General features: G+C 32.1%; 27 protein-coding genes. 4 read left to right on the top strand and 23 right to left on the bottom strand.

What is annotated here, in order from left to right; genetic code table 11:
- Positions 1–384 (bottom strand): hypothetical protein, encoded by a 384-nt coding sequence (locus J4418_04920; GenBank protein MBS3113397.1) that lies wholly within the window; start codon positions 382–384, stop codon positions 1–3.
- Positions 385–552: 168 nt separating this feature from the next.
- Positions 553–2460, bottom strand: coding sequence for an ATP-dependent DNA ligase (locus tag J4418_04915; protein ID MBS3113396.1), 1908 nt, complete (start codon positions 2458–2460; stop codon positions 553–555).
- A gap of 202 nt (positions 2461–2662) precedes the next feature.
- Here J4418_04915 and J4418_04910 point away from each other — a divergent pair, with 202 nt between their 5' ends.
- From J4418_04910 to J4418_04900, 3 genes are all read left to right on the top strand, one after another.
- Positions 2663–3289 carry a hypothetical protein gene (locus tag J4418_04910; protein MBS3113395.1) on the top strand — a complete coding sequence of 209 codons (627 nt, stop codon included), beginning with the start codon at positions 2663–2665 and terminating at the stop codon, positions 3287–3289.
- A gap of 197 nt (positions 3290–3486) precedes the next feature.
- Positions 3487–3792: a hypothetical protein gene (locus tag J4418_04905; protein MBS3113394.1), complete on the top strand. Its 306-nt coding sequence runs from the start codon at positions 3487–3489 to the stop codon at positions 3790–3792.
- 17 nt (positions 3793–3809) lie between these two features.
- Complete coding sequence (locus J4418_04900) at positions 3810–4400, top strand: hypothetical protein (GenBank protein ID MBS3113393.1); 591 nt, start codon at positions 3810–3812, stop codon at positions 4398–4400.
- Between the two features lie 165 nt (positions 4401–4565).
- On the opposite strand, the gene J4418_04895 is transcribed toward J4418_04900, so the two are convergent.
- From J4418_04895 to J4418_04795, 21 genes are all read right to left on the bottom strand, one after another.
- On the bottom strand, positions 4566–5273 hold the full coding sequence (locus tag J4418_04895) for a sulfite exporter TauE/SafE family protein (GenBank protein ID MBS3113392.1): 708 nt from the start codon (positions 5271–5273) through the stop codon (positions 4566–4568).
- On the bottom strand, positions 5263–6102 hold the full coding sequence (locus tag J4418_04890; GenBank protein MBS3113391.1) for a vitamin K epoxide reductase family protein: 840 nt from the start codon (positions 6100–6102) through the stop codon (positions 5263–5265). The genes J4418_04895 and J4418_04890 overlap by 11 nt, the downstream gene beginning before the upstream one ends.
- Positions 6099–6584 carry a hypothetical protein gene (locus tag J4418_04885; protein MBS3113390.1) on the bottom strand — a complete coding sequence of 162 codons (486 nt, stop codon included), beginning with the start codon at positions 6582–6584 and terminating at the stop codon, positions 6099–6101. Before J4418_04885 ends, J4418_04890 begins: the two co-directional genes overlap by 4 nt.
- 485 nt (positions 6585–7069) lie before the next feature.
- Positions 7070–7318: a hypothetical protein gene (locus tag J4418_04880; protein MBS3113389.1), complete on the bottom strand. Its 249-nt coding sequence runs from the start codon at positions 7316–7318 to the stop codon at positions 7070–7072.
- A gap of 5 nt (positions 7319–7323) precedes the next feature.
- Entirely contained in the window at positions 7324–7476 is a 153-nt protein-coding gene (locus J4418_04875) for a hypothetical protein (protein ID MBS3113388.1), read from the bottom strand.
- Positions 7477–7493: 17 nt separating this feature from the next.
- Positions 7494–7817: a DsrE family protein gene (locus J4418_04870; GenBank protein ID MBS3113387.1), complete on the bottom strand. Its 324-nt coding sequence runs from the start codon at positions 7815–7817 to the stop codon at positions 7494–7496.
- A 60-nt stretch (positions 7818–7877) separates the two neighbouring features.
- Complete coding sequence (locus J4418_04865) at positions 7878–8111, bottom strand: hypothetical protein (protein ID MBS3113386.1); 234 nt, start codon at positions 8109–8111, stop codon at positions 7878–7880.
- 251 nt (positions 8112–8362) lie between these two features.
- The gene (locus tag J4418_04860) at positions 8363–8524 is read right to left on the bottom strand and encodes a hypothetical protein (GenBank protein ID MBS3113385.1); all 162 of its coding nucleotides are present in this window, start codon (positions 8522–8524) and stop codon (positions 8363–8365) included.
- Between the two features lie 209 nt (positions 8525–8733).
- Positions 8734–8934 (bottom strand): DUF2892 domain-containing protein, encoded by a 201-nt coding sequence (locus J4418_04855; GenBank protein MBS3113384.1) that lies wholly within the window; start codon positions 8932–8934, stop codon positions 8734–8736.
- Between the two features lie 118 nt (positions 8935–9052).
- Positions 9053–9265, bottom strand: coding sequence for a hypothetical protein (locus J4418_04850; GenBank protein ID MBS3113383.1), 213 nt, complete (start codon positions 9263–9265; stop codon positions 9053–9055).
- A gap of 132 nt (positions 9266–9397) precedes the next feature.
- Positions 9398–12028, bottom strand: a complete 2631-nt coding sequence (locus J4418_04845) for a heavy metal translocating P-type ATPase (GenBank protein ID MBS3113382.1) — start codon at positions 12026–12028, stop codon at positions 9398–9400.
- Positions 12022–12198, bottom strand: coding sequence for a hypothetical protein (locus J4418_04840; protein ID MBS3113381.1), 177 nt, complete (start codon positions 12196–12198; stop codon positions 12022–12024). The genes J4418_04845 and J4418_04840 overlap by 7 nt, the downstream gene beginning before the upstream one ends.
- Before the next feature lie 266 nt (positions 12199–12464).
- On the bottom strand, positions 12465–12833 hold the full coding sequence (locus tag J4418_04835; protein ID MBS3113380.1) for a hypothetical protein: 369 nt from the start codon (positions 12831–12833) through the stop codon (positions 12465–12467).
- A gap of 2 nt (positions 12834–12835) precedes the next feature.
- Entirely contained in the window at positions 12836–13141 is a 306-nt protein-coding gene (locus J4418_04830; GenBank protein MBS3113379.1) for a winged helix-turn-helix transcriptional regulator, read from the bottom strand.
- A gap of 27 nt (positions 13142–13168) precedes the next feature.
- Entirely contained in the window at positions 13169–13615 is a 447-nt protein-coding gene (locus tag J4418_04825) for a hypothetical protein (GenBank protein MBS3113378.1), read from the bottom strand.
- Position 13616: 1 nt separating this feature from the next.
- Entirely contained in the window at positions 13617–14945 is a 1329-nt protein-coding gene (locus J4418_04820) for a 4Fe-4S binding protein (protein ID MBS3113377.1), read from the bottom strand.
- 34 nt (positions 14946–14979) lie between these two features.
- A complete protein-coding gene (locus J4418_04815; GenBank protein MBS3113376.1) occupies positions 14980–15804 on the bottom strand; it encodes a cupredoxin domain-containing protein in 825 nt (274 codons plus the stop codon).
- Between the two features lie 43 nt (positions 15805–15847).
- Positions 15848–16405 (bottom strand): 4Fe-4S binding protein, encoded by a 558-nt coding sequence (locus tag J4418_04810; protein ID MBS3113375.1) that lies wholly within the window; start codon positions 16403–16405, stop codon positions 15848–15850.
- A gap of 1 nt (position 16406) precedes the next feature.
- Positions 16407–17102: a thioredoxin domain-containing protein gene (locus J4418_04805; GenBank protein ID MBS3113374.1), complete on the bottom strand. Its 696-nt coding sequence runs from the start codon at positions 17100–17102 to the stop codon at positions 16407–16409.
- A gap of 9 nt (positions 17103–17111) precedes the next feature.
- Complete coding sequence (locus tag J4418_04800; protein MBS3113373.1) at positions 17112–17594, bottom strand: hypothetical protein; 483 nt, start codon at positions 17592–17594, stop codon at positions 17112–17114.
- A gap of 273 nt (positions 17595–17867) precedes the next feature.
- Positions 17868–19337 (bottom strand): DUF835 domain-containing protein, encoded by a 1470-nt coding sequence (locus J4418_04795; GenBank protein ID MBS3113372.1) that lies wholly within the window; start codon positions 19335–19337, stop codon positions 17868–17870.
- A gap of 350 nt (positions 19338–19687) precedes the next feature.
- On the opposite strand from J4418_04795, the gene J4418_04790 reads away from it, so the two are divergent.
- Positions 19688–20223 (top strand): hypothetical protein (locus tag J4418_04790; protein MBS3113371.1); only part of this gene is annotated, 536 nt, incomplete at its 3' end.

Genomic DNA, 20223 nt, shown 5'->3' with positions numbered 1-20223 from the left:
TTAACCGCTTTTTTTTAAAAAATTATTATAATTCCAAGATCTATCGATTCGCAGAGCTGAACCATCCTCTGCTTTAATTATTAATTCAATTGCTGATTCTTCTTTATTAAAATTTCTTTCATGATAACTATATCCGCTCCAGGGTACATTTAACCGTTTAATTTTATCATATCTCGCAATTTTTGCAGACACGCGATCACCTGTTTCGACTGGAGAGTATCCTTCAAAAGATAAAGTCTTAACAACTATATTCTTTTTAGGGGTTACTTTTAATGTTAACTTTGGAAAAATACCTTTTTCAGTACAATAAATCTCAGAAATCACTCCATCAATAGTAAAATCTTCATTTACAACCAATTCACTCAAATCATTGGTTTTAGCCATGTTTAAAAGAAGGTGTGGGATACTTATATAGATTAACTCATGTTAATTATCTAACTAATTTATTATTTCAGTAGTTTAATCTCCGCGTATACTATGATAATTGCTTAAACACGTGAAGTTTAAAAATACTACAGCTTGCTGTGATTGGGATTTTTATTAAATTTTATATTAACTCCTCTGATCTCTGAACAATCTTTCAACTTGTTTAATGCTAGAAACGTCTTCAACCGGTTTATCTGGCCTCATCCTAATGACTCTAGGAAATCTTAATGCAAATCCAGAGCTATATGTTGATGATTTTTGGATTTCTTCAAAATTGACTTCTATAATTATTTGTGGTTCAACCATTATATGCTTGCCTTGATCTTCACGGATTAGCGGTTTTAACAATTTAGTTAGTTCTATAAATGAAAGCCCCTCCTCACTTTTTTCTTTTATGCCGGTTCCAACTTTACCTATCTCTAAAAATACATTCCCTGAACGACAAGCTAGATCAAATGATGATAACCATTCACCTCGTTTACCCTCGCCCCATGTAGCCCCTATAATAATCAAGTCAAGTGATTCCATTACAGGTTTAACTTTAAATGCATGGCCGATTCTTGAACCTGGCTTATATGGCGCATCTAATCTTTTTACCATTACTCCTTCATGACCTTCTCTTAATGCTTGCTGATAAAATTTGTTAGCCTCATCAATGTCATCAGTAACAATCTGTTCAGCAAGATAAATTTGATATTTAACAGGTTTAATTATTAGTTCCAGGGAATTTCTCCGTTCTTTGAACGATTTTTTAAGATAATTTTCTCCGTCAAGTTCCATAACGTCAAATACATAAAGTTCAACTGGCAACTTTTTAATCATTTCTGCAATGTTATGTTTTCTTTTTATTCTTTGCGAAATGTGCTGAAAAGACAATTTCATGTTGGTTTTAGGGTCAATACTTACAATTTCTCCGTCTAAAATAAAATCATGCGATTTAACATGTGTTTTAACTACTTCGACAACGTCTGGAAACTGTATAGTTACATCTTCCAATTTTCTAGTGAATAATTTTATATCGTTGCCATTGCGATGCACTTGAATTCTAAATCCATCGTATTTGTGCTCAATTGCCGCAGGTTTACCTGCTTGTTTCATTGCATCTTTCATATCTTTAGCTTTTGGGAATAACATCGCTTTTAGGGGGGTTCCGGGCACTAAACCTATTTTCATTAAATAATCCAGACTGCCGGCTTTACACCTTGATGCAACAACTCCATAATCATTAGTAAGTTCAATTGCCTGTTCAACTTTTTCGTTAAGCCAGTTATATATCTCTCTACCGGCCTTTTCATCTTTAGCAACTATAAAAGAATATTCTTGCAAATTTTTAACTTTTTCAACATCTTCTAAAGAGGATGCTTTAAGTATTTTTCCAGAAATTTTAATTTCTTCTTTCAGGTCAATGTTCGCAGAACACTCAAGACATTTATCAATATGCGGCATTACTTTACCGCAATTATTGCATTTTACAAATATGGGTGCAACTGGCGGATAATATGCCCAAACAATTGCATCTTTTAACACTCCTTCCTTTACACCAACGCGTAAATCTTCCAGAACTGTTCTAATTATATATTTAGCTTCAATTGATGAGGCATTACCAAGCAGTTCAGCTAATAATTTGATTTTCATATCTGAAGAACCTGGGCCTTCAAGTTCAGCAAGTTTTTTAAGATTTTCAAACACTTTCCGTATTGTTAATGGTTGAGAAAAGAATGTTTGCTGTTTTTTATTTTTACAAAGTTCTTCAGCAGTTTCGCCTAAATCTCCCCGGTTTTTCCATTCTTTTTCAATTTGAGTTTCGTCTAATCCCGTTGCTACCATTATAGCTTTTACAGCCATTTTTGTTGCAACTCCAATTTTGCGTTCATCATACTGTGGAAAAATTTTTCCTTGCATAAGCAACACAATGGTTTCAAGTTCAGAGTTTGGCGCTTTTTTTAATAATTGCGCAAGGATATACGTTTTATCAAGCCGTTTAGAAGCAGCTTCTATTTTTTGGTAATATTCAGTTAAATCCTTATATTTCATATAAAGAATGAGTGGTTATTAATATATAAAACTGCCCTAATTTTTGCCAGTATTTACCAGCATGAAAATTATTTGATGTAAACGGCATTATTTGTTTACATTATACAAAACTTTAAATAAACTTTAAACTAAGTCAGGTTTGATTATATTTTAAAACGGAATAAATTAAAACTTGATAAAAATTTTGGAAAGTGATAAATAAATGATAGAACGGGCATTAATATCAGTTTCAGAGAAACAAGGATTAGATTGTTTAATACATGGCTTATTCATAATCAATCCCTATATTGAAATTATTTCATTTGGTGATACTGAAAAAGCAATTAGAGAGATTGTTGGCACTGAAAAGCATTTTGAAGAGAATCATTGGATACAGGGAGATAAATATAAACAAGATCAGATTATTAATGTTTATGACTTTACGGATTTGGGCGAAATGTTAATGGGGAGAGTAAAGACCCTGCACCCCCAAATTCATGGCGGAATATCATATCTGAAAAATATTGACGCTGAAGAAGCTAAAATAAATGGAATAGTTCCAATTGATTTAGTTGTTTGTAACTTTTCTCTACTTACACAAACATCGGTAAATCATGATACATTGGAAGAATTTATTGAAAATTTTGATATTGGCGGTCCTGCAATGATAATGGGCTCTGTTATGAATTATAAAAAAGTTATTGTTGTTGTTGATCATAAGGATTACTCAATGATAATTGACGAACTAAAACTAGGTTATGGCGAATTAAACAGTAAATCTAAAGAAATGCTTGCAATAAAAGCAGTTAAATATGTTGCAGATTATTGGAGCCTGAATACCGAAAAATGAGTGAAATCCTAAAATCGCTTACTCCTCGCTTCCGTTGGTTGCTCCGCAGTAAGTTAGGGGGTATTCGGTGATTTTTCAAAACCTATTTTTGGTTATTATTCGCTGAATCATTGCAAGCTACGGGTTAGACTCTGTGAGTAATAAATGGATAAATATTAAGGAAAATTGAAAAAAATATTATAGTTTAGTGAATATTGATGAGTGATAAGCTAAAATTAGGAATTTTAACATCTGGAAACCAGAGTAATGCTAGATTAATCATTAAGGCTTGTCTTGAAGATAGAATAAATGCAGATGTCCCTATTATTATAAGTGATGATGCTAATAGTGGGGCAAGTGATGATGTTAATAGTGAGGCAATTGACAAAGTAAGTGAATCAAACCAAAATCAAGCAATCTCTTCCAAAAATTCAGTCTTGCAGCAAAATTTATTAAGTTTAATTGCCGGAGAAAGAAGGTTATCAGATGAATCTGATATTTTACAAGTTCTAAAATTGATTTAATTGTTCTTGTAGGGTATGTGAGAAAATTGACACCTGAATTTTTTAATTTGTACAATAATAAAATAGTAGATTTATTCCCGGCCGATACAAGAAAATATCAGGGGTTAAATGCTTATGAATGGGCGTGGTTAAATAAATTAAATGCAACTTGCGCAACTGTGTATTTTGTTGAATCTTTAAATAACACGGGCCCAATAATTTTACAAGCGCCAATTCAAATTAAACCTGAATACGGAAGTTTGGAAGAATTTAAAAATGTCGGCTTTGAAGTAGAGCATAAACTTTATCCTTTAGCATTGCAAATGCTTGTGAACGGTCAAATTGAATTAATCGGCGATAAAGTAAACCTCTTGAATAATGAAGGTTATTCAGGTGTAATTGAACGAATATCAAAAGAGGATTTAATCTTTGTCAAATATAGAACTGATTTGAACCATTTAAAAGTTTCAAAATTGGCCAATTCTAAAACAGAAATAGTATATCAGGCATCCTTTGGTTATGAAAGCCACAAATTTTTGCATTTTACTTCGTTGATGGGCCAAGTTCAAGATGTTAGAGACAAAGGATACCAATGTGAACTTAATTTTGATGGGATGAGGTTTGCATAGTTATTCTTTTTAGGTTCATTCGAAATTATCACTTCGTTCTTTATTGTCAAATTAGTATTTACATCATCCACCAAAAAGGCAAGAAATTTCTTGCTAGAATCTAAGTTAAATGATATACTAATATCCAGACAATTACCCTTCCGGATTAACTCTCTTTTTAGTTAGTTATATAATATTCCAAATCATATAAGTACCGAGTGCCATTAAAAATAGCCCTATAACTAATCTCATCAAACCCCTGTGCTTTTTTCTCCATTTTTCCATTGCTTTAGAACTTTTGCCCCAGTACACTAGACCAATGATTACAAACAATGGTAAAATGAATATTAGGTTATATAATAACATTAAAGGAATTCCGTCGGTATAATTACCTGCGCTTAGTAAACCAATAACTGCAAGATAAGGTGCGCCTGTACAGGGTAACTCAACAAATACTACAAATATCCCTAATAATGCGGAAGATGCCATGCTTAATTTAGGATAATTTTTTTCTAAGTTTTTCATAAAATTAAGGTATTTTTTTAATCTTTCAGAACCGCCTGGTAACATTTCTAAAGTAAACCCGCGCCCATACCAAAAAAAATCTTTAATTTCAAGTAATCCTGCCCCAATTGCAATTAAAGCAGCGAACCAATAAAATGGTTTGGATAACCCTGAAGTATATGTGATAGTGAATATGCCTAAACCTATTAGCAAATAAGTAATGTAAACTGAAGCAGTATATATTAAACCTGAAATTAACATTTTAACCTTACTTTTAAAAACTTTGGTCATGTAAGCAAGTAAGAAAATAAGTACACCGAACACACATGGATTTATACTATCAAGTAATGCTGCACTCACTAACAAACCAAGTGTAAGTTCAGCCATCATATTCACATCCTGCAAATTCTGCTAATGATTTTGCGGTCATAAATCCAACAAATCGTTTAGTTTCTACATTATTTTTTTCAAGTATCCATGTTGGTGTTCCAGTTATGCTTTTTTCAAGACATAAAGCTGTTTGCGGATTTTCACCTCTCGGGTGGCACTCAATTTCATTGATATATTGAAAAGAATTCCCTAAATATTCTCTTTGTTTTTTACATACTGCGCAAGTAAAAGAGCTATACATACTAACCCCGTTTACAGTCACGCATTTTGTAAGATTGTCATAGTTTATCTGTTCTTTTTCAGGTAAATTAAAATAGATTAAAGGAATTAAGTTTAATATAATAATTAAAACTATCCATGATTTTGCGGATTTTTGAAATTCATCAAGGCTTAATTTTTTACCGGTTTTAAACAAGATTATTGAAATAATCAGATTAGTAACAATTATAATATGCACGACAGTACAAAACGGACAAATTGCGCCAAGTATAAATTCGGCCCATATTAAATAAAATACAGACCCTAAGCCTACAATATTCCAAAGTAAAATTCCTATGTGCAGCACCCCTTCTTTATTTAAAGCTCGCCACGACATTAAAATTAAAACAATAAACCAGATAACCCCGAAGATTGCAACCGGCACATTAAACATTTCAGAATATTGGCTGGTGTTTACTTCAGAACATGATATAGTTGCACTTATATCGCAAATTGATCCTTCAGTAACATCTGCAAAATGGCCAAAAACTAAATAGATTGATATAATTAAACCTATTAAACTTAACCCGATAAGCCACTTATACAAATTTGTTCTAGTTTTTTCCTTCATTCTAAAAATGTATACTTTTTAACTAATTTTGTTTTTGACCACCATTTACCCAACCCGCAGCAATGTCCTGGTTTAACAAATGTTAAACCAATAAAAACTAATGCATAAACAATATGTTCATCAATGAAGGGGTTATTTTTAGGTGGTAACAAAGCTGACCACATTAATAACATTAATAATGCGCCGGAGTAACCAGCAATTTTTACACCAATTCCAAGTAATAAAGATAATCCTATTAAAAATAGACCTGCCATAAATAATACAGCAACAATTTGACTCGAAGAAATATTATTATAAAAAAATGCTAATGGCCCGTGCACACCCCACTGTAAAAATCCAGTTGTTGGTAAAACCCCATCAATCCATGCTTTGCCTGGCTGAGTTGAAAAACCTAGCCCAAACAATTTATCAAAAAATGCCCATAACAAAATAAAAGACATTGTGAATCGTAATAATATCCATATGTTTTGTTCTTTTTTCATATTAATATCTCTTTAGCAAAATTCGCAAACGTGCGTTTTTTCTTTTGCAACTTTTTTTTTAACTGTTTTTTTTACAGATTTATTTACTGTTTTGGTTTTAGGACTTGTCATTATATTAATCAGGGTAATAATTATTTATATATTTATCTAAACCGGGGTTAACCCAGAATTATCACTTCGTTATTCGTTGTCGAATTAGTATGCTCTAAATATACTCTAAAGCAAGAATATTCTTGTTAAAATTAAGTAAAGAATGACATACTTTCAAACAATTAAAGTTATCAAAATGCAAAATATCAAGCACACTTGCTTATTACGAAAAGCATTCAAATGTACAATCATTTAATGCTTTGAGTATAGTGCATTTGTCAGCACAGCAACCTCTGGTTGCTCTATTTTGGGGGTTTCTAAATGGCGGATTAGGAAATTTGTTTCAAAAAGTTAAAGTATTACGAAATGAGTATCTATTTAAAAACAAAAAAAGATTATACGAATCTATTGTATAACCAACCAAAAACGTATGCGCTAACAAAGCCCCAAACCGTTGCTTCTGCCATCCCAGCTAAAACTCCGGTAACACTTGCATTAAAAAACATATGCCACTTAGCCATTGCTTCTGCTGCTCCAACATAGATGCCCAAATTCCAGCCAATGCCTACTAATAACATACAAACTGCTGAAAGTGTTGCTCCTGCATAACCAAGCGCTAATGAATTTAATTCGTTATTTGCCATTTGATCTACCTCCAAAATTGATTATAAAGTAATATTCCGCCGGCTCCTAAATTCAGTACTGCGTGACCCATTATTTGTGATTCAGGTAATCCGATTACTAACATATACACATGTGTAAAGAAAATTATACCATAACCTATTATTGCAAAATAATCCATATTTCTCTCCTCCTTGTTTATCCAAAAGTTAACATTTTATCACTTTTTTCAATCAATGCCAGCAATTCCCCCAAATTTGAAGAAGGACATACTTTGGATGCCTTTTTTTTTCTTGAGACCAGGCAAGTTCCACATGACTTAATCAACCCTCTATTCTCAACAAAAATCTTAATCTGTTCTTTTACATTAAATTTTTTGCTTTTGCAGTCTTCAGCTTCTACGCCTTCTCCTAAAAAAAAAATGTTAGTGGTATTATTGTTTTTTAAAGCTGCATTTCCCAATCTTAATGCATTCCAAACTTTTTCTGGATCTTTTGTATTTATTATTATTCCCAGTTTCATTGTAGTTATGAATCAAAATAGTAGCCCATCACTTTAAGTATGGGCGTGATAAATCTATCTTTATTTTCTCCTATTTTTTTTATTGCCCATCAGCCATTTATAAGTTGACCAAAATACTAATGCAAATACAAATGCTACTAGCCCAACCCATACCAAACCGTATAAACCCATTCCAAAATTACCCATCATTCCGTAATTTCCGTTAAAGCCCATCATTGAACAACCAGAACTGAAATCAGCCATGACTGATGGTACTGCTAATGCTCCGCTTAATAAATAACTTAATTTTTTCATTTTATATTTCCTCCTTTTAAATGACTCTAATAATAGCCACATTTTGTATTATCTTTTTTTTAAAAATCAAAACAATTCTTAATTTATCAATTATCATTTGATAATTCAATATTTAAATCTTTTGCCATTTTATACGTGCATAGCTAATGCCTATCCGTGAAGTTGTTTATTTTACAATATATGTAAGCTTGGCTTACTATATAGTGTTAGATACACAACATAACTGACAAAAGCTATGCACATACGTCAATTTATTCACCACGTACTGAATTAGCGATTAGTTCAATATTGCAGGCATGATGTTCTTTGCAATAAGCATCGCATTTTTCAGCCAATTTTTTATTTTCGTAAAATAATTTACATTCTTCACATTGGAAAAGTATTTTCTTTTCTTTCTTATTTTTTTTGACCATTTTTACAATCTTTATTGGTAATACTTTAGCTTTCTGAAGCAATTGAACAAAGTTAGCGTCAGTTCGCATATTAAATTATGAATATAAGGTAACCAGAGGTTACTACATGTTCAGAATAATAATGCTTCACGGAAGAGACGCTAACTTTTATGTTAAAGCTTTATTTTGCTAAACAATTACCTTTATTGTTTCCCAATTATTTTTTAATTTTAGTGGTTTTTATTGTTTATGCTGAACAAACTATGCAGTCCGCACCATGCAGTGAAACTTTCTATTAAAGCAATCCATCCTACTATCGCTATAAGCCAATTCACAAAAACAACGCTGTATTGCGGAGCCCAAGGGCCAAGCCACCAAAATGCCAGTGCAAATCGTAAGATTCGGTCTAATTTACCTAAATTTGATTTCATTATTTTTACCTCTTTTTATTTTATAATTACCTAAACCATTCCGGATGCATAACCAGGAACATAAGGCCGGTTGCAAGTATAAATGTAATGGCAGTTAGTATTTTTTTATTTTTGTCATTCAATGACACTTACCTCCTTTTGAATCATGATTATGCATTGAACCCATCATCCATAAATGGCTGCCAATGCAGATTGCTAATGCTGTCCATACAAGCCAACTTGAACGGATATCAAATACATAAATTAATATCGCTAAAATAAGAAACGGCAAAATACAGGTAAGCGTCATTAAAAGCCAATGATTTTCTTTAATTTTTTGCAGCAAACTCATTAGTGTTACCTCCATATTTTATCCTGTTCATCTTAGTGACCGCCGCAACAGCCGCCCTTTTTTTTATCGTTTTTATTTTTTTCTTCAGATTTTGAAGATTTTTTTCTTAAAAAATCAAATACCATTTTTCGTTCACCTTTTAGTTTTAATTTTTGTTTGATAACTTCTCATTAATAATGAATTGCTTAACACTGATACAGATGAAAATGCCATTGCTGCACCTGCGATTATAGGGCTTAACAGCCACCCAGTCCACGGATAAAACACGCCCGCCGCCAATGGGATTCCCGCCACATTATAAAAAAATGCCCAAAATAAATTTTGTTTAATCTTTTTCATAGTATATCTGCTGAGATCCATTGCAGTTACAACATCCCGAAGATCCTCTTTGATAAGAACAATATCTCCTGATTCAATTGCAACATCTGTGCCAGAACCAATTGCAATACCTATATTAGCCTGTGTTAATGCCGGAGCATCATTAATTCCGTCACCAACCATTGCAACTTTGTTATTTTTTGCCTGCAATTTTTTGATTTCATTGGCTTTATCCTCTGGTAACACTTCTGCCAAAACTATATCAATACCCAGTTGTTTAGCAATTGCTTCACCAGTTCTTTTATTATCGCCAGTCATCATTACAACTTTAATTCCCAAATTGTGCAGTTCTTTTACCGCTTCTTTGGAATATTCTTTGACAGTATCAGCGACAGCGACAATTCCGGCAATTTTATTGTCAAGTGAAATTATCATTGCAGTTTTTCCTTGGAGTTCATATGTCTGCAATTTTTCTTCTACATTATTAATATTAATTTTATTGTCTTTGAACAAGTATCTATTGCCTAATAATATTTTTTTGCCCCCGAATTCCGCACTGATGCCTTTGCCAGTGTAAGACTTAAATTTGTTAGCATCGCCAATCTTTAACTTTCTTTTCATTGCGCCATTCACAATTGCTTCTCCCAGCGGATGTTCAGAATTTTTTTCAGCAATTGCGGCATATTTTAATATACTATCTTCTTGACCTTTTTCTAAAGAATAAACATCAGTGACTTCCGGTTTTCCTTTTGTCAAAGTGCCAGTTTTATCAAATACAATCGTATCTAATTTATGGGTAATCTGCAAGGCTTCAGCATTTTTGTATAATATTCCGTGTTCAGCTCCTTTTCCTGTACCAACCATGATAGCAGTGGGTGTCGCCAAACCCAGCGCGCAAGGGCATGCAATTATTAGAACAGCGACAAATATTGTCAATGCAAAAGTAAAACCAAACCCTAATAAATACCATGTAATCGAGGAAATGATTGCAAGTGTTACTACTGCTGGTACAAAATAAGCAGAGATTGTATCCGCAAGTTTTTGTATCGGCGCTTTGCTTCCCTGGGCTTCTTCAACGAGTTTGATTATTTGCGCAAGCGCAGTATCTTTTCCTACTTTTTCTGCCCTGAATCTAAAACTTCCAGTCTTGTTAATTGTTGCTCCAATCACTTTATTTCCAGTTGTTTTTTCAACGGGGATTGATTCACCTGAAATCATGCTTTCATCAACTGATGAATACCCGCTTACAACTATTCCATCGACTGGAATTTTTTGTCCGGGTTTAACAAGAACAATATCTCCGACTTTAACTTCTTCAATTGGAATTTTAATCTCTTTACCTGCTCTTATTACGACGGCAATTCTTGCCTGCAATCCGATCAGTTTTTTAATTGCTGCGCTTGTTTTGCCTTTTGCAATTGCTTCAAGGTATCTTCCCACTAAAATAAACGCGATTAACAAGCCTGCAACTTCGAAATAAATGTCTTTTGCTCCGAAACTTGTTGAGCCAAAATAAATGTTCAATAGCGCAAATATACTATATGCATATGCGCTTCCTGTGCCAATTGCTACCAATGTGTCCATATTCGCTGTCTTGGCTTTTATTACTGCTGTGAATCCTCTGGTAAAAAACTGTGAACCTGCAATCATTATTATTGATGCGAATATAAATTGTATTGATGCGGAAGTTAAAATGTTCCAGCCAGGCATTGGCAACCTTATAATATGGCCCATTGCAAAATATAGCAATGGCAAACCCAAAACAACAGATATAGTTACGCGTATTCTTAATGAATTAATCTCTTTTTCCCGGGCTTCTTTCTCTGCATCTTTAAAATCGGCTTTTTCATCAATAGGTTTATAACCTACATTTGTAATCTGTTCTTTTATCTCTTCTACAGTTATTATTGAAGGTTCGTATTCAATAACGGCTTTTTGCGTAACCAATAATTCTTTAGATGTTATCCCGTTAAGTTTATCTAATGCTTTTTTTACAATGTTTACACAATGAGGATTATCCATACCAATTATTTTTAACTTTAATATGTTGCTTTTTCCATTCTCTTTGATAATGTTATAACCTGCATTTATAATTGCATCTTCAAGTTCAGTTCTATTTGTGGTTTCGGGGTTGTATTCAATATATGCTTTTTCAGCTGCGAAGTTTATTTCAGCCCTGTTTACACCGTTAACTTTTTTTAAAGAGCTTTCAATGGTTCCTGCGCATGATACGCAGCTCATTCCAGTTATTTTGATAGAAATCTTTTCTTTGCCTAATTTAGATGTTTTTACTTCATTTTTTGTTACTGCATTTTTTCCTTCAAATTCATCTTTACAGTTTTTTGAACAGAAATAATAAGTTTTATCTTTTTTCCTGCTAATTAATCCTTTAATTTTTGCTTTTTTAACATCTACACTCATCCCGCATATAGGATCTTTTACCATTTGAATAACCTCTCATTAATTTTTGGAATGCCTTCGATTGTTACAGCGAAACTATTTATTTCTTTTTCAAGATTAAAAACAAGTTCGCCATTTGCATGATGTCCGCTTAATTTTGGCGCAGATACAGGAGATATTTTTTTATTTTCATAGACTAATTTAATTATTTTCATTAAATCAAACTGGCTTAAGTCTACAGAGTGGGTATTGGCAGCAATTTGAATCTTGATTACGCTGCCATCAACAACCGGCGTTAAACTAATCTCTACATCTCCCTCACCAGTTGTTCCAGTTAAAACTGGCGCAAAACCCGAATAACCATTTAAATCGTTATTTTTTATATTTGGCGCAACTTTAGCATTTGCGTCATTAACGTTCGTATCATTTTCCCAAAAAGTGTAAATTCCCCCAATTACAAGAAAGGCAATTACGCCATATACTATCCAATCAATACTAAACTTGCGCCAATCAACCAGAAATATTTTATAGCGCTTTGGACTGGCTGAAACGGCACACTCGCTATAATTAATCCTGAATTAAAGTATAATTGAGTTTTAGAGATACATTTTTTATTTAAATAAAATCCTATGCTAAGCATTAGCAAGATAAACGCAAATGTCCATACCGGTACTGCTATTTTGGTTAAGAATTCAAAAGGCATTATCGTTAATGTTATGCCCAGAACTGCAAGCGCGCTCATAATAGCTAAACATACGTTATGGCATACTTGCCATGAACTTAATAAGCTTGTTATTCCTGAAAATGATCCCAGATGTCCAATTATTTTTTCTTTAATGTTCTTAATCATTTTTATTTAAAATGGGAAATTGCATCTCTCAACATACACCAGCAAAAATTGTTTGAGAGAGAGTATATCCTTTCTTTCCCTTGTTTTGTTGATTCGACTATGTCTAAATTGCGCAAATAATTTAATTGGTGAGATATTCCTGATAAGGTTACTTTGCCCTCACCTACAAATTTGTGTATGTCAGTTACGCTCTTTTTTCCTTCTTTAAGCCCTATTACAATTTTTAGTCTTGTTTCGTCGCTTAGGGCTGAAAAAAAGCCCATTATTTTTGGATTTACATTCATTTTATCATTTGAATAACTATTCATATATTTAAATATTGCGATTTTAAAGTGTTATAGTTTTAATAATCTTTTGACAATAAGTACGTTTAATATTCCAGTTATACTAAGCTGCAATAATGGTGAAATACCTAAGCCTAAAACAGTTGGCATTAACGCATTATAATGCCATTTGTGCCGAAGATATAAGGCATCAAATTCAATGATTGCCGCAATTACTACCCCAACAAAAGCGAATAAATAAATCCCGGCATTTTCAAGTTTTTTCATCCAAAACAAATCTTTTAAAATCAGTGAAATTATTAAATAAATAATTACAATCAGTAATCCGTCGATTGTTGAAACATAACTCATCATTATAAAATAATCATAAACTGGAATGTTATGTCCCTCATATAATAATACTGCATGAATGGATTCCCAAATAAAATTAAGTAAATAACTTGAAACAAATAAAATTCCTAATATTTTACTAAATATTCTTATTTTTTCGTTATTCATTTTATTTTTTCTTTTTCATTAGTTTAAGTTCATCGTGGCTATAATTAATTTCTTTTCCGTCATTAAATGTTTTTCTGAATAGTTTGCCGTATTTTGAGTTAGCGATTGTTTTTATAAATCTTGACTGAAGTTGTTGGTCCGCGGCTAACCGTTCCGCAGGCGGCAAATGGATTATGATATCTAAAAATTTACGGATTACTTGATTATTCATAGATGAAAAATTATCATATAGATAATTTTGAAGTTTTCCTTGATTAATCGCTTCTAATACAATTCTTTCAAAAGTATCTTTTGGCACCGGGTACAGTTTTTTCTTTCGATAAAGTTTTATGCTTTTTTGAGGGCAAAATCTGCCGCAAATGCCGCAACCTATACATTTGACAGGGTCAACTCTGGCCCGTTTTTTCCCATTAATAATATTTAGGCTTATTGCTCCAACCGGGCACTTTTTTACACAGGTTCCGCAAGCAATGCAATTTCCTTTATTTATTGAAACAAAATTATTTGTCACATATTCTCTTGGTCCAAATTTTTGGTATATTCCCAACGCTTCACAGCAACATGAACAACAGTTGCATATCCAATTAATCCCTTCCTGTATGTTGTCGCCTATCTGAACAAGCCCGAGAGCCATACATTTATTAATTATTTCATGCGCTTGTTTTTTAGATATTTCTTTACTAATTCCATGTTTCAATAAACTTTCTGCTACTTTATTAAAACTTAAACAAACCATCTGCGGAGCATTGCATGCTTTGCCTAAATGTTCCATTTTATGCCGACAGTAACATCTTGCAACCGTGATACACGAAGCCGTATTAATTATGTGTTTGGTTTTTTCATAATCCAATATCACGCTTTTTTTTTCAATACTCTCTTCTTCAGGAAATACTCGCAATACTGGGGGATTATTTCCATACAACATCTGCATGTAATCATTCTCTTTGTTCAGATATTGGTAAAATAATTCAGATAAAAGCTTAGTATTGAATTTGCCGTCTGTACGCATTAAAGCGAATTCAAAAAACCCTGCCATCGTTGGCGCCATAAAATAGGTGTGGGAATTTTTATTTTTAAAGTCTAATAATATTCCTTTGTCAGCCAGCTTGTTAAGAATTTTTTTAGTTTCAGGTTTTGGTTTATTTAAGATGATTGAGGCATCTTCTGCAGTAAACAATTTCAATGGCAGCAAAGAAGCATATTCAGCCTCTTTTTTAGTAAACAAGACTTCTAAAATTTTGTATATTGTTTCAGATTTTGGCGCGCCTTGCACAGCCATGTCCAATCTTTTTTGCAAGCTTAAATAATCTTTTGCAATAATATGTCCCATTAATTAATTGAGCAGTTATTCAAGTATTTAAATTTTATGTAATCATTAATTTACCATTCATCCCTGCTTCGGAATGACCAGGTACCTGGCAATAGAATTGAAACACTCCTTTTGTGTCAGCTACAAATTCAACCATTTTAACTTCACCTGGTTTTAATATCTCGTGTATATTAAAAACATCAATATCAAAAGCGTGTGTAATATCTTTATTAATTATCTCTAAGATGATTTTGTCGCCTTTTTTAGCCATTAATGTTGAAGGTGAGAAACCCATGCTAAATGCGTCCATCTTGATTATCTCACCAGAGACAACTTGATATATATCTTCACCCATCCCATCCGGCGCTTGAGGTATTAACATAAACAACCATAATAAAGCAATCCCTATAATTAAAATAGCATGTGGCAACATTTCTATATATTTTTTAGCCCTTTCATGCAAAACGTCAAGACTCCATAATCCACCTAAAAGGATTACGCTATATTTAATAATTGAAAGTAATGATTGATTAACATTTAACCATGGGTTAAGGAACCCTATAATAATAGTGTATGATAAAATTGCAAATGTTAAGGGCAAATAAACATAACCATCATCCTTCAAATTGTCCTTAAATTGTTTGCCGTTAATTTTAGAACTAATGAAAGTTATTATATAATAAATTATAAAGAATAACAAAATTGCAATCACTAAATCTGAAACTCTTAACAAATTTCCGGTTAAACCCAAGTTTAATATTCTATAAAATTTAGTGCCAGCCGTAGTAAGAGTTGTTGTAAATGCGAGTAATGCAATTATAAATAAAGACTCGGCTAATTTAAATTTTACGCTACGTGTAAGCTCTTCAGTAGGTGACACGAATTGGAGGTTTGCAGAGTCGTATGGACAATTTTTTATACAGTTAGTGCACAATAAACAATTTTGATTTGTAGGGTTTATCGCGGCAAGTTTTACAAATATTTTTTTTAACTCTTACTCCAATAAACGAAAGTCTGCTGAATATACCCAAAATTGCGCCAATCGGACAAACAATATTACAAAAACTATGTCGTTGAAATAATAATCCCATTATAAAAGCCAGCAAAAACAAGAATATAAAAACAATTAGTGTTATTTGTGTTGACAAAAACATTCCAGATACTTGTTCAAATATTATAACTAAGAAAAATAAAATGTATGCAATAAATTCCCATTTTACAAAATTAATTGTTTTACCTTTTCGTAATTTGTTGCCGTATTGATTTACGAGACTTAACGGGCAAAGAAAACCGCACCATGCTCTTGCGCTAAACAATAGGGTAATATAAAGCATTGGCCACCAAAGTGTCCAAACTATAAACATCGCAATTTTACTCCCTGTGCTTGTGAATAGCAAATAAGAGAGGTAAAAGAAAAAAATTAAACCAATTATCCTTGTGATATTTGGAAACCATGACTTTCTTAGGAACTTGTTAATCATATTATTTTACTAATTCTTCCTCAATTATTTGTTTAAATAATTCAAATGGTTGCGACCCTGAAAATAAGATACCATTAGCAATAAATGTGGGTGTGCCTTCTATGCCCAAACTTGCGCCTTCCTGCATATCTTTTTCTATTTTTTTAGCCATTACGCCGGATTTAAGACACTGATCAAATTTTGCATTGTCTAAATTTAGAGCTTTTGCATAATTCATAAATGTTTTCATGCCCCCATCCACTCCTTTTTCAAATAAAAAATCATGCATTTCCCAAAATTTTCCCTGTTCTCCCGCGCATTCAGCAGCTTCGGCAGCTTTTTTTGCATTTTCATGAAGAAAAGTTATTGGAAAATGTTTATATACAAATTTTACTTTTCCTTGTTTAACATATGTTTCATCAATCAACCAAGAGGTTTCTGAATAAAAATTTTTACAAAATGTACATTCAAAATCGGACCATTCTATTATAGTGATTGGTGCGCTAACATTCCCTTTAAATTGGCTATTTTCTGCTAAAATACTCATGTTAAGATTACCTATTTCTTTATTTTTTGAATTTTTTGAAAAAGTTTCTGTGAATTCGCCAGATACATTCTCATTATTACTTATTATAAAACCAATTATAATATATAATAAAAAAAAGAGAATTCCAATTGCAATGCTTATTTTCCCGATTTTAATGTTAAGCTTTTTCAATTTCGAACTCTATATTCTCATGAACACTTCAGATTTGCCATCTTTGATACTGTAAACAATCCATTCTTGATTCTTTACCCCCGCCATTCCCGGCACACCTGGAGGCATCCCCGGCAAAGCAATACCATCAATATCAGGTCTTTCATCTAATAGTTTAATAATGGCCTCAATCGGCATATGTCCTTCAATAAAATACCCCTCTATTTCTGAAGTATGGCAACTTGTCATTGTTTCAGGTATCCTGTGCTTTTCTTTAATATCATTGATATTACTCATTTCTTTAACACTCACATCAAATCCTTGCCTTTGAATTTCAGCTATAAACCCCCCACAACAACCGCATGATTGTGATTTGAAGATCGTTATTTTAGTGCCTTGATAAGTATTGATTATTGCATTTTTAGGAGTAGCATCATAATTAACTGCAAGTATGATTAAGATTACTGCGATTATTCCAATGCCTACTTTTGCATTTGTAGTTAGTTTTTTCATCGTATATTCACCAATCTATGCTTAACAAGTCATATATAAATATTCGTATAAAAAACAGTGAAAAAATAGGGAAAATTAACTATTGCGCCAGGGTTTGATGTGAAAGTTATTATACTTGGAAAAATAAATCTATGCTTATGTTGTTGAAGTAGTTCCATTGCCAATTAGTATACTTTTTTTTAATTCGTAGGGTAAGATAGTTCTTACGGGCTTTAAATTAAGTTTTAGATATGAATATCAAAATTAATGGACTTTTAGACAGAATGTATCATCCTATCCAAGAATTTTCCTTCCTGCAGAACTTGCTTTAATTGCTTTAACCCTTCCTCGCTGTTCAACTGATAAAAGTCCTAATTTTTCAAGCCGGCTAATTTTTGATCTTGTTGTGGGTTTTGTAATGTTAAATTTTAAAGTAATGTCCTTGTAAGAAACTAACCTATTAATAATATTGTGTTCGTTCACAAATTTGAGTATTTCCATTTCAATTGAAGAAAGTTCAACCCTGCTTTTCAAATGTTTGCCGTATAAATCTATGGTTTCAGCTTCTATAGCCTTAATCTCATAATCCAAGATAAGTTCAGGATTAATTGATAATATCACAATTGAATTGGAACTATTTATTGAATCTTTTAAAGCATGTAATTTTTTAATAACATTTTCAAATCCGTTTTCTTTTATTAAATAGTCTAGCCTATTTATTAATATAACACTTTTTTGGCTTTTTTTAATGAATTGATTAATTATAACGAATAAATTTTCAATGTTAGTTTCACATGGAATTTCCGGAATTTTCTGATTAGTTAACCAGATAAATGGAGTTTTAAACAGATTATATTTTTCCTTAACTTTTTTTGGATCATCTCTTACCAATCCTAACCCTGCAAAACCATTATTTAATGTATTAATAAAAAGTTCATACGCGTGATTTTCATGGTCTTCTTTTATGAGGTATATTTTTTTAGATTCAAGTGCGATATCTGCCTGATTAAATTTATCCTGTTCAACTTCAATATTAATTCCTAATTTTTCAAGTGTAACCTGGGCTTCTTTCAGTTTTAATTCCGTTGCATCATTAGATCTCTTTAGAAATATTAGTATTCCCACAATTATACATATTACTAAAACAACAATTCCCAAACTGAAAAATAGCCTGTATTGAATACTTAAAATTTCATTATTAACCGTTTTAATGGGAGTAATCAGTATAAGTCTCCAGTTTTCACTGCCCAATATTAAATTTGAAACCGTAATAATAGTATCGCCAAAACCTGCAATATTAACAATTGTTGCGAATCCATCTTTTAATTCAGGTAAATTTAACTTTAAATCTTCATATTCACTAAGGTGCGTGCTCTTATCAATCATTTGATTTGTTTTGGCGTTAATTATTAAGTAATGGTTATTTTGTGTTTTTAGCGCAGGCAAAAGATATAGGTTGTAAAGGTATTTCAATTCAATAATACTCATTAATGCCCCTTTAAATTCACCAATAAAATTAGGATAGGGCGTATATTCCGTTGTTTCAAATAATGGGGCTGTTACTATAATCTGTCCTTGCCTTTCAATGCTTGTAATGTAGGGTTCATTAGTTTCTTTTGGAATTTTGAAATAATCTATATTTTCAACATTTAATCCTAAATAATCCTGAAAATCAGATGAAGAACACTCTATTATATTACCCCCTTTATCAATTCTTAATAATGAATTAATCTTAGAATTAATATTTTCATGTATTATTTTCATATCTCCGCTGCAGTTATTTATATTTAAAGATTTTAATAATGGAAATTTGGTTAAAGTCACAAGATCATTTTTTACCTGTACAATATGATTTTCGATTTTATTCGCGGCAGATTCAGTTTTAATTGATTGTGAATATAGCTATTCCAATAATTATTAATGAGATTAAAATAAGTACTAATAACAAGTTTCCTTTGATGAACTTTTTTCCCATATTTCTAAAAAATAGGGGGTTTGTATATAAATTTACCCTATTTTTTCACTATTATTGCTTACTATTTAAATACTGGCTAAATAAATATTTTTACAATTAAACCATAAGGTTTACAATTAAACCATAGGGGGGCAAAAAAATGGATGAACGCCATAAACATTACGAACATCATGATGATAATGAACATCATGACCATTTAGAATCTCATGAACACCAAGGAGATCATGAACATTATGGACATTTAGAATCTCATAAACAGGTAAATCATAAACAGGTAAAAAATGAAGAAAAAACTTTATTTTCCAAGCCAATTGTAACTCTAATAGTTTTAGCTGCAGTTTTGATTTTGTTTAATCAGTATCAAATAAATGAAATTATAGGCCTGTCTTTAGGGGGGGGCTATAAATCTTTTTCCGGAGGTTTCGCAGACTTAAGCGGTATTGATATTAATTCATTAAAATCCACCGGTCATACTTTAGCAGCAGTTTTCCCTGTTGAAAATATTCAGACATCTGATGATGCAATTGCAATAATATTCCCTACCGGTACGCCTGAGTATGGCGCGGAGCTAGGGGTAAGTTTTGATGATCCAGTTGGTTCGCTTGACACGCTTTCAAAAATGTATAGGGGACTTAAAGCTGAAACCGAAAAAAATAATCCACAAGGCTTTCAAAA

It is taken from the genome of Candidatus Woesearchaeota archaeon (assembly GCA_018303425.1).
In the GTDB taxonomy this organism is placed as follows: Archaea; Nanobdellota; Nanobdellia; order Woesearchaeales; family JAGVYF01; genus JAGVYF01.
Note: the sequence above shows the minus strand (reverse complement) of the source record. Positions and strands in the feature narration are given on the sequence as shown.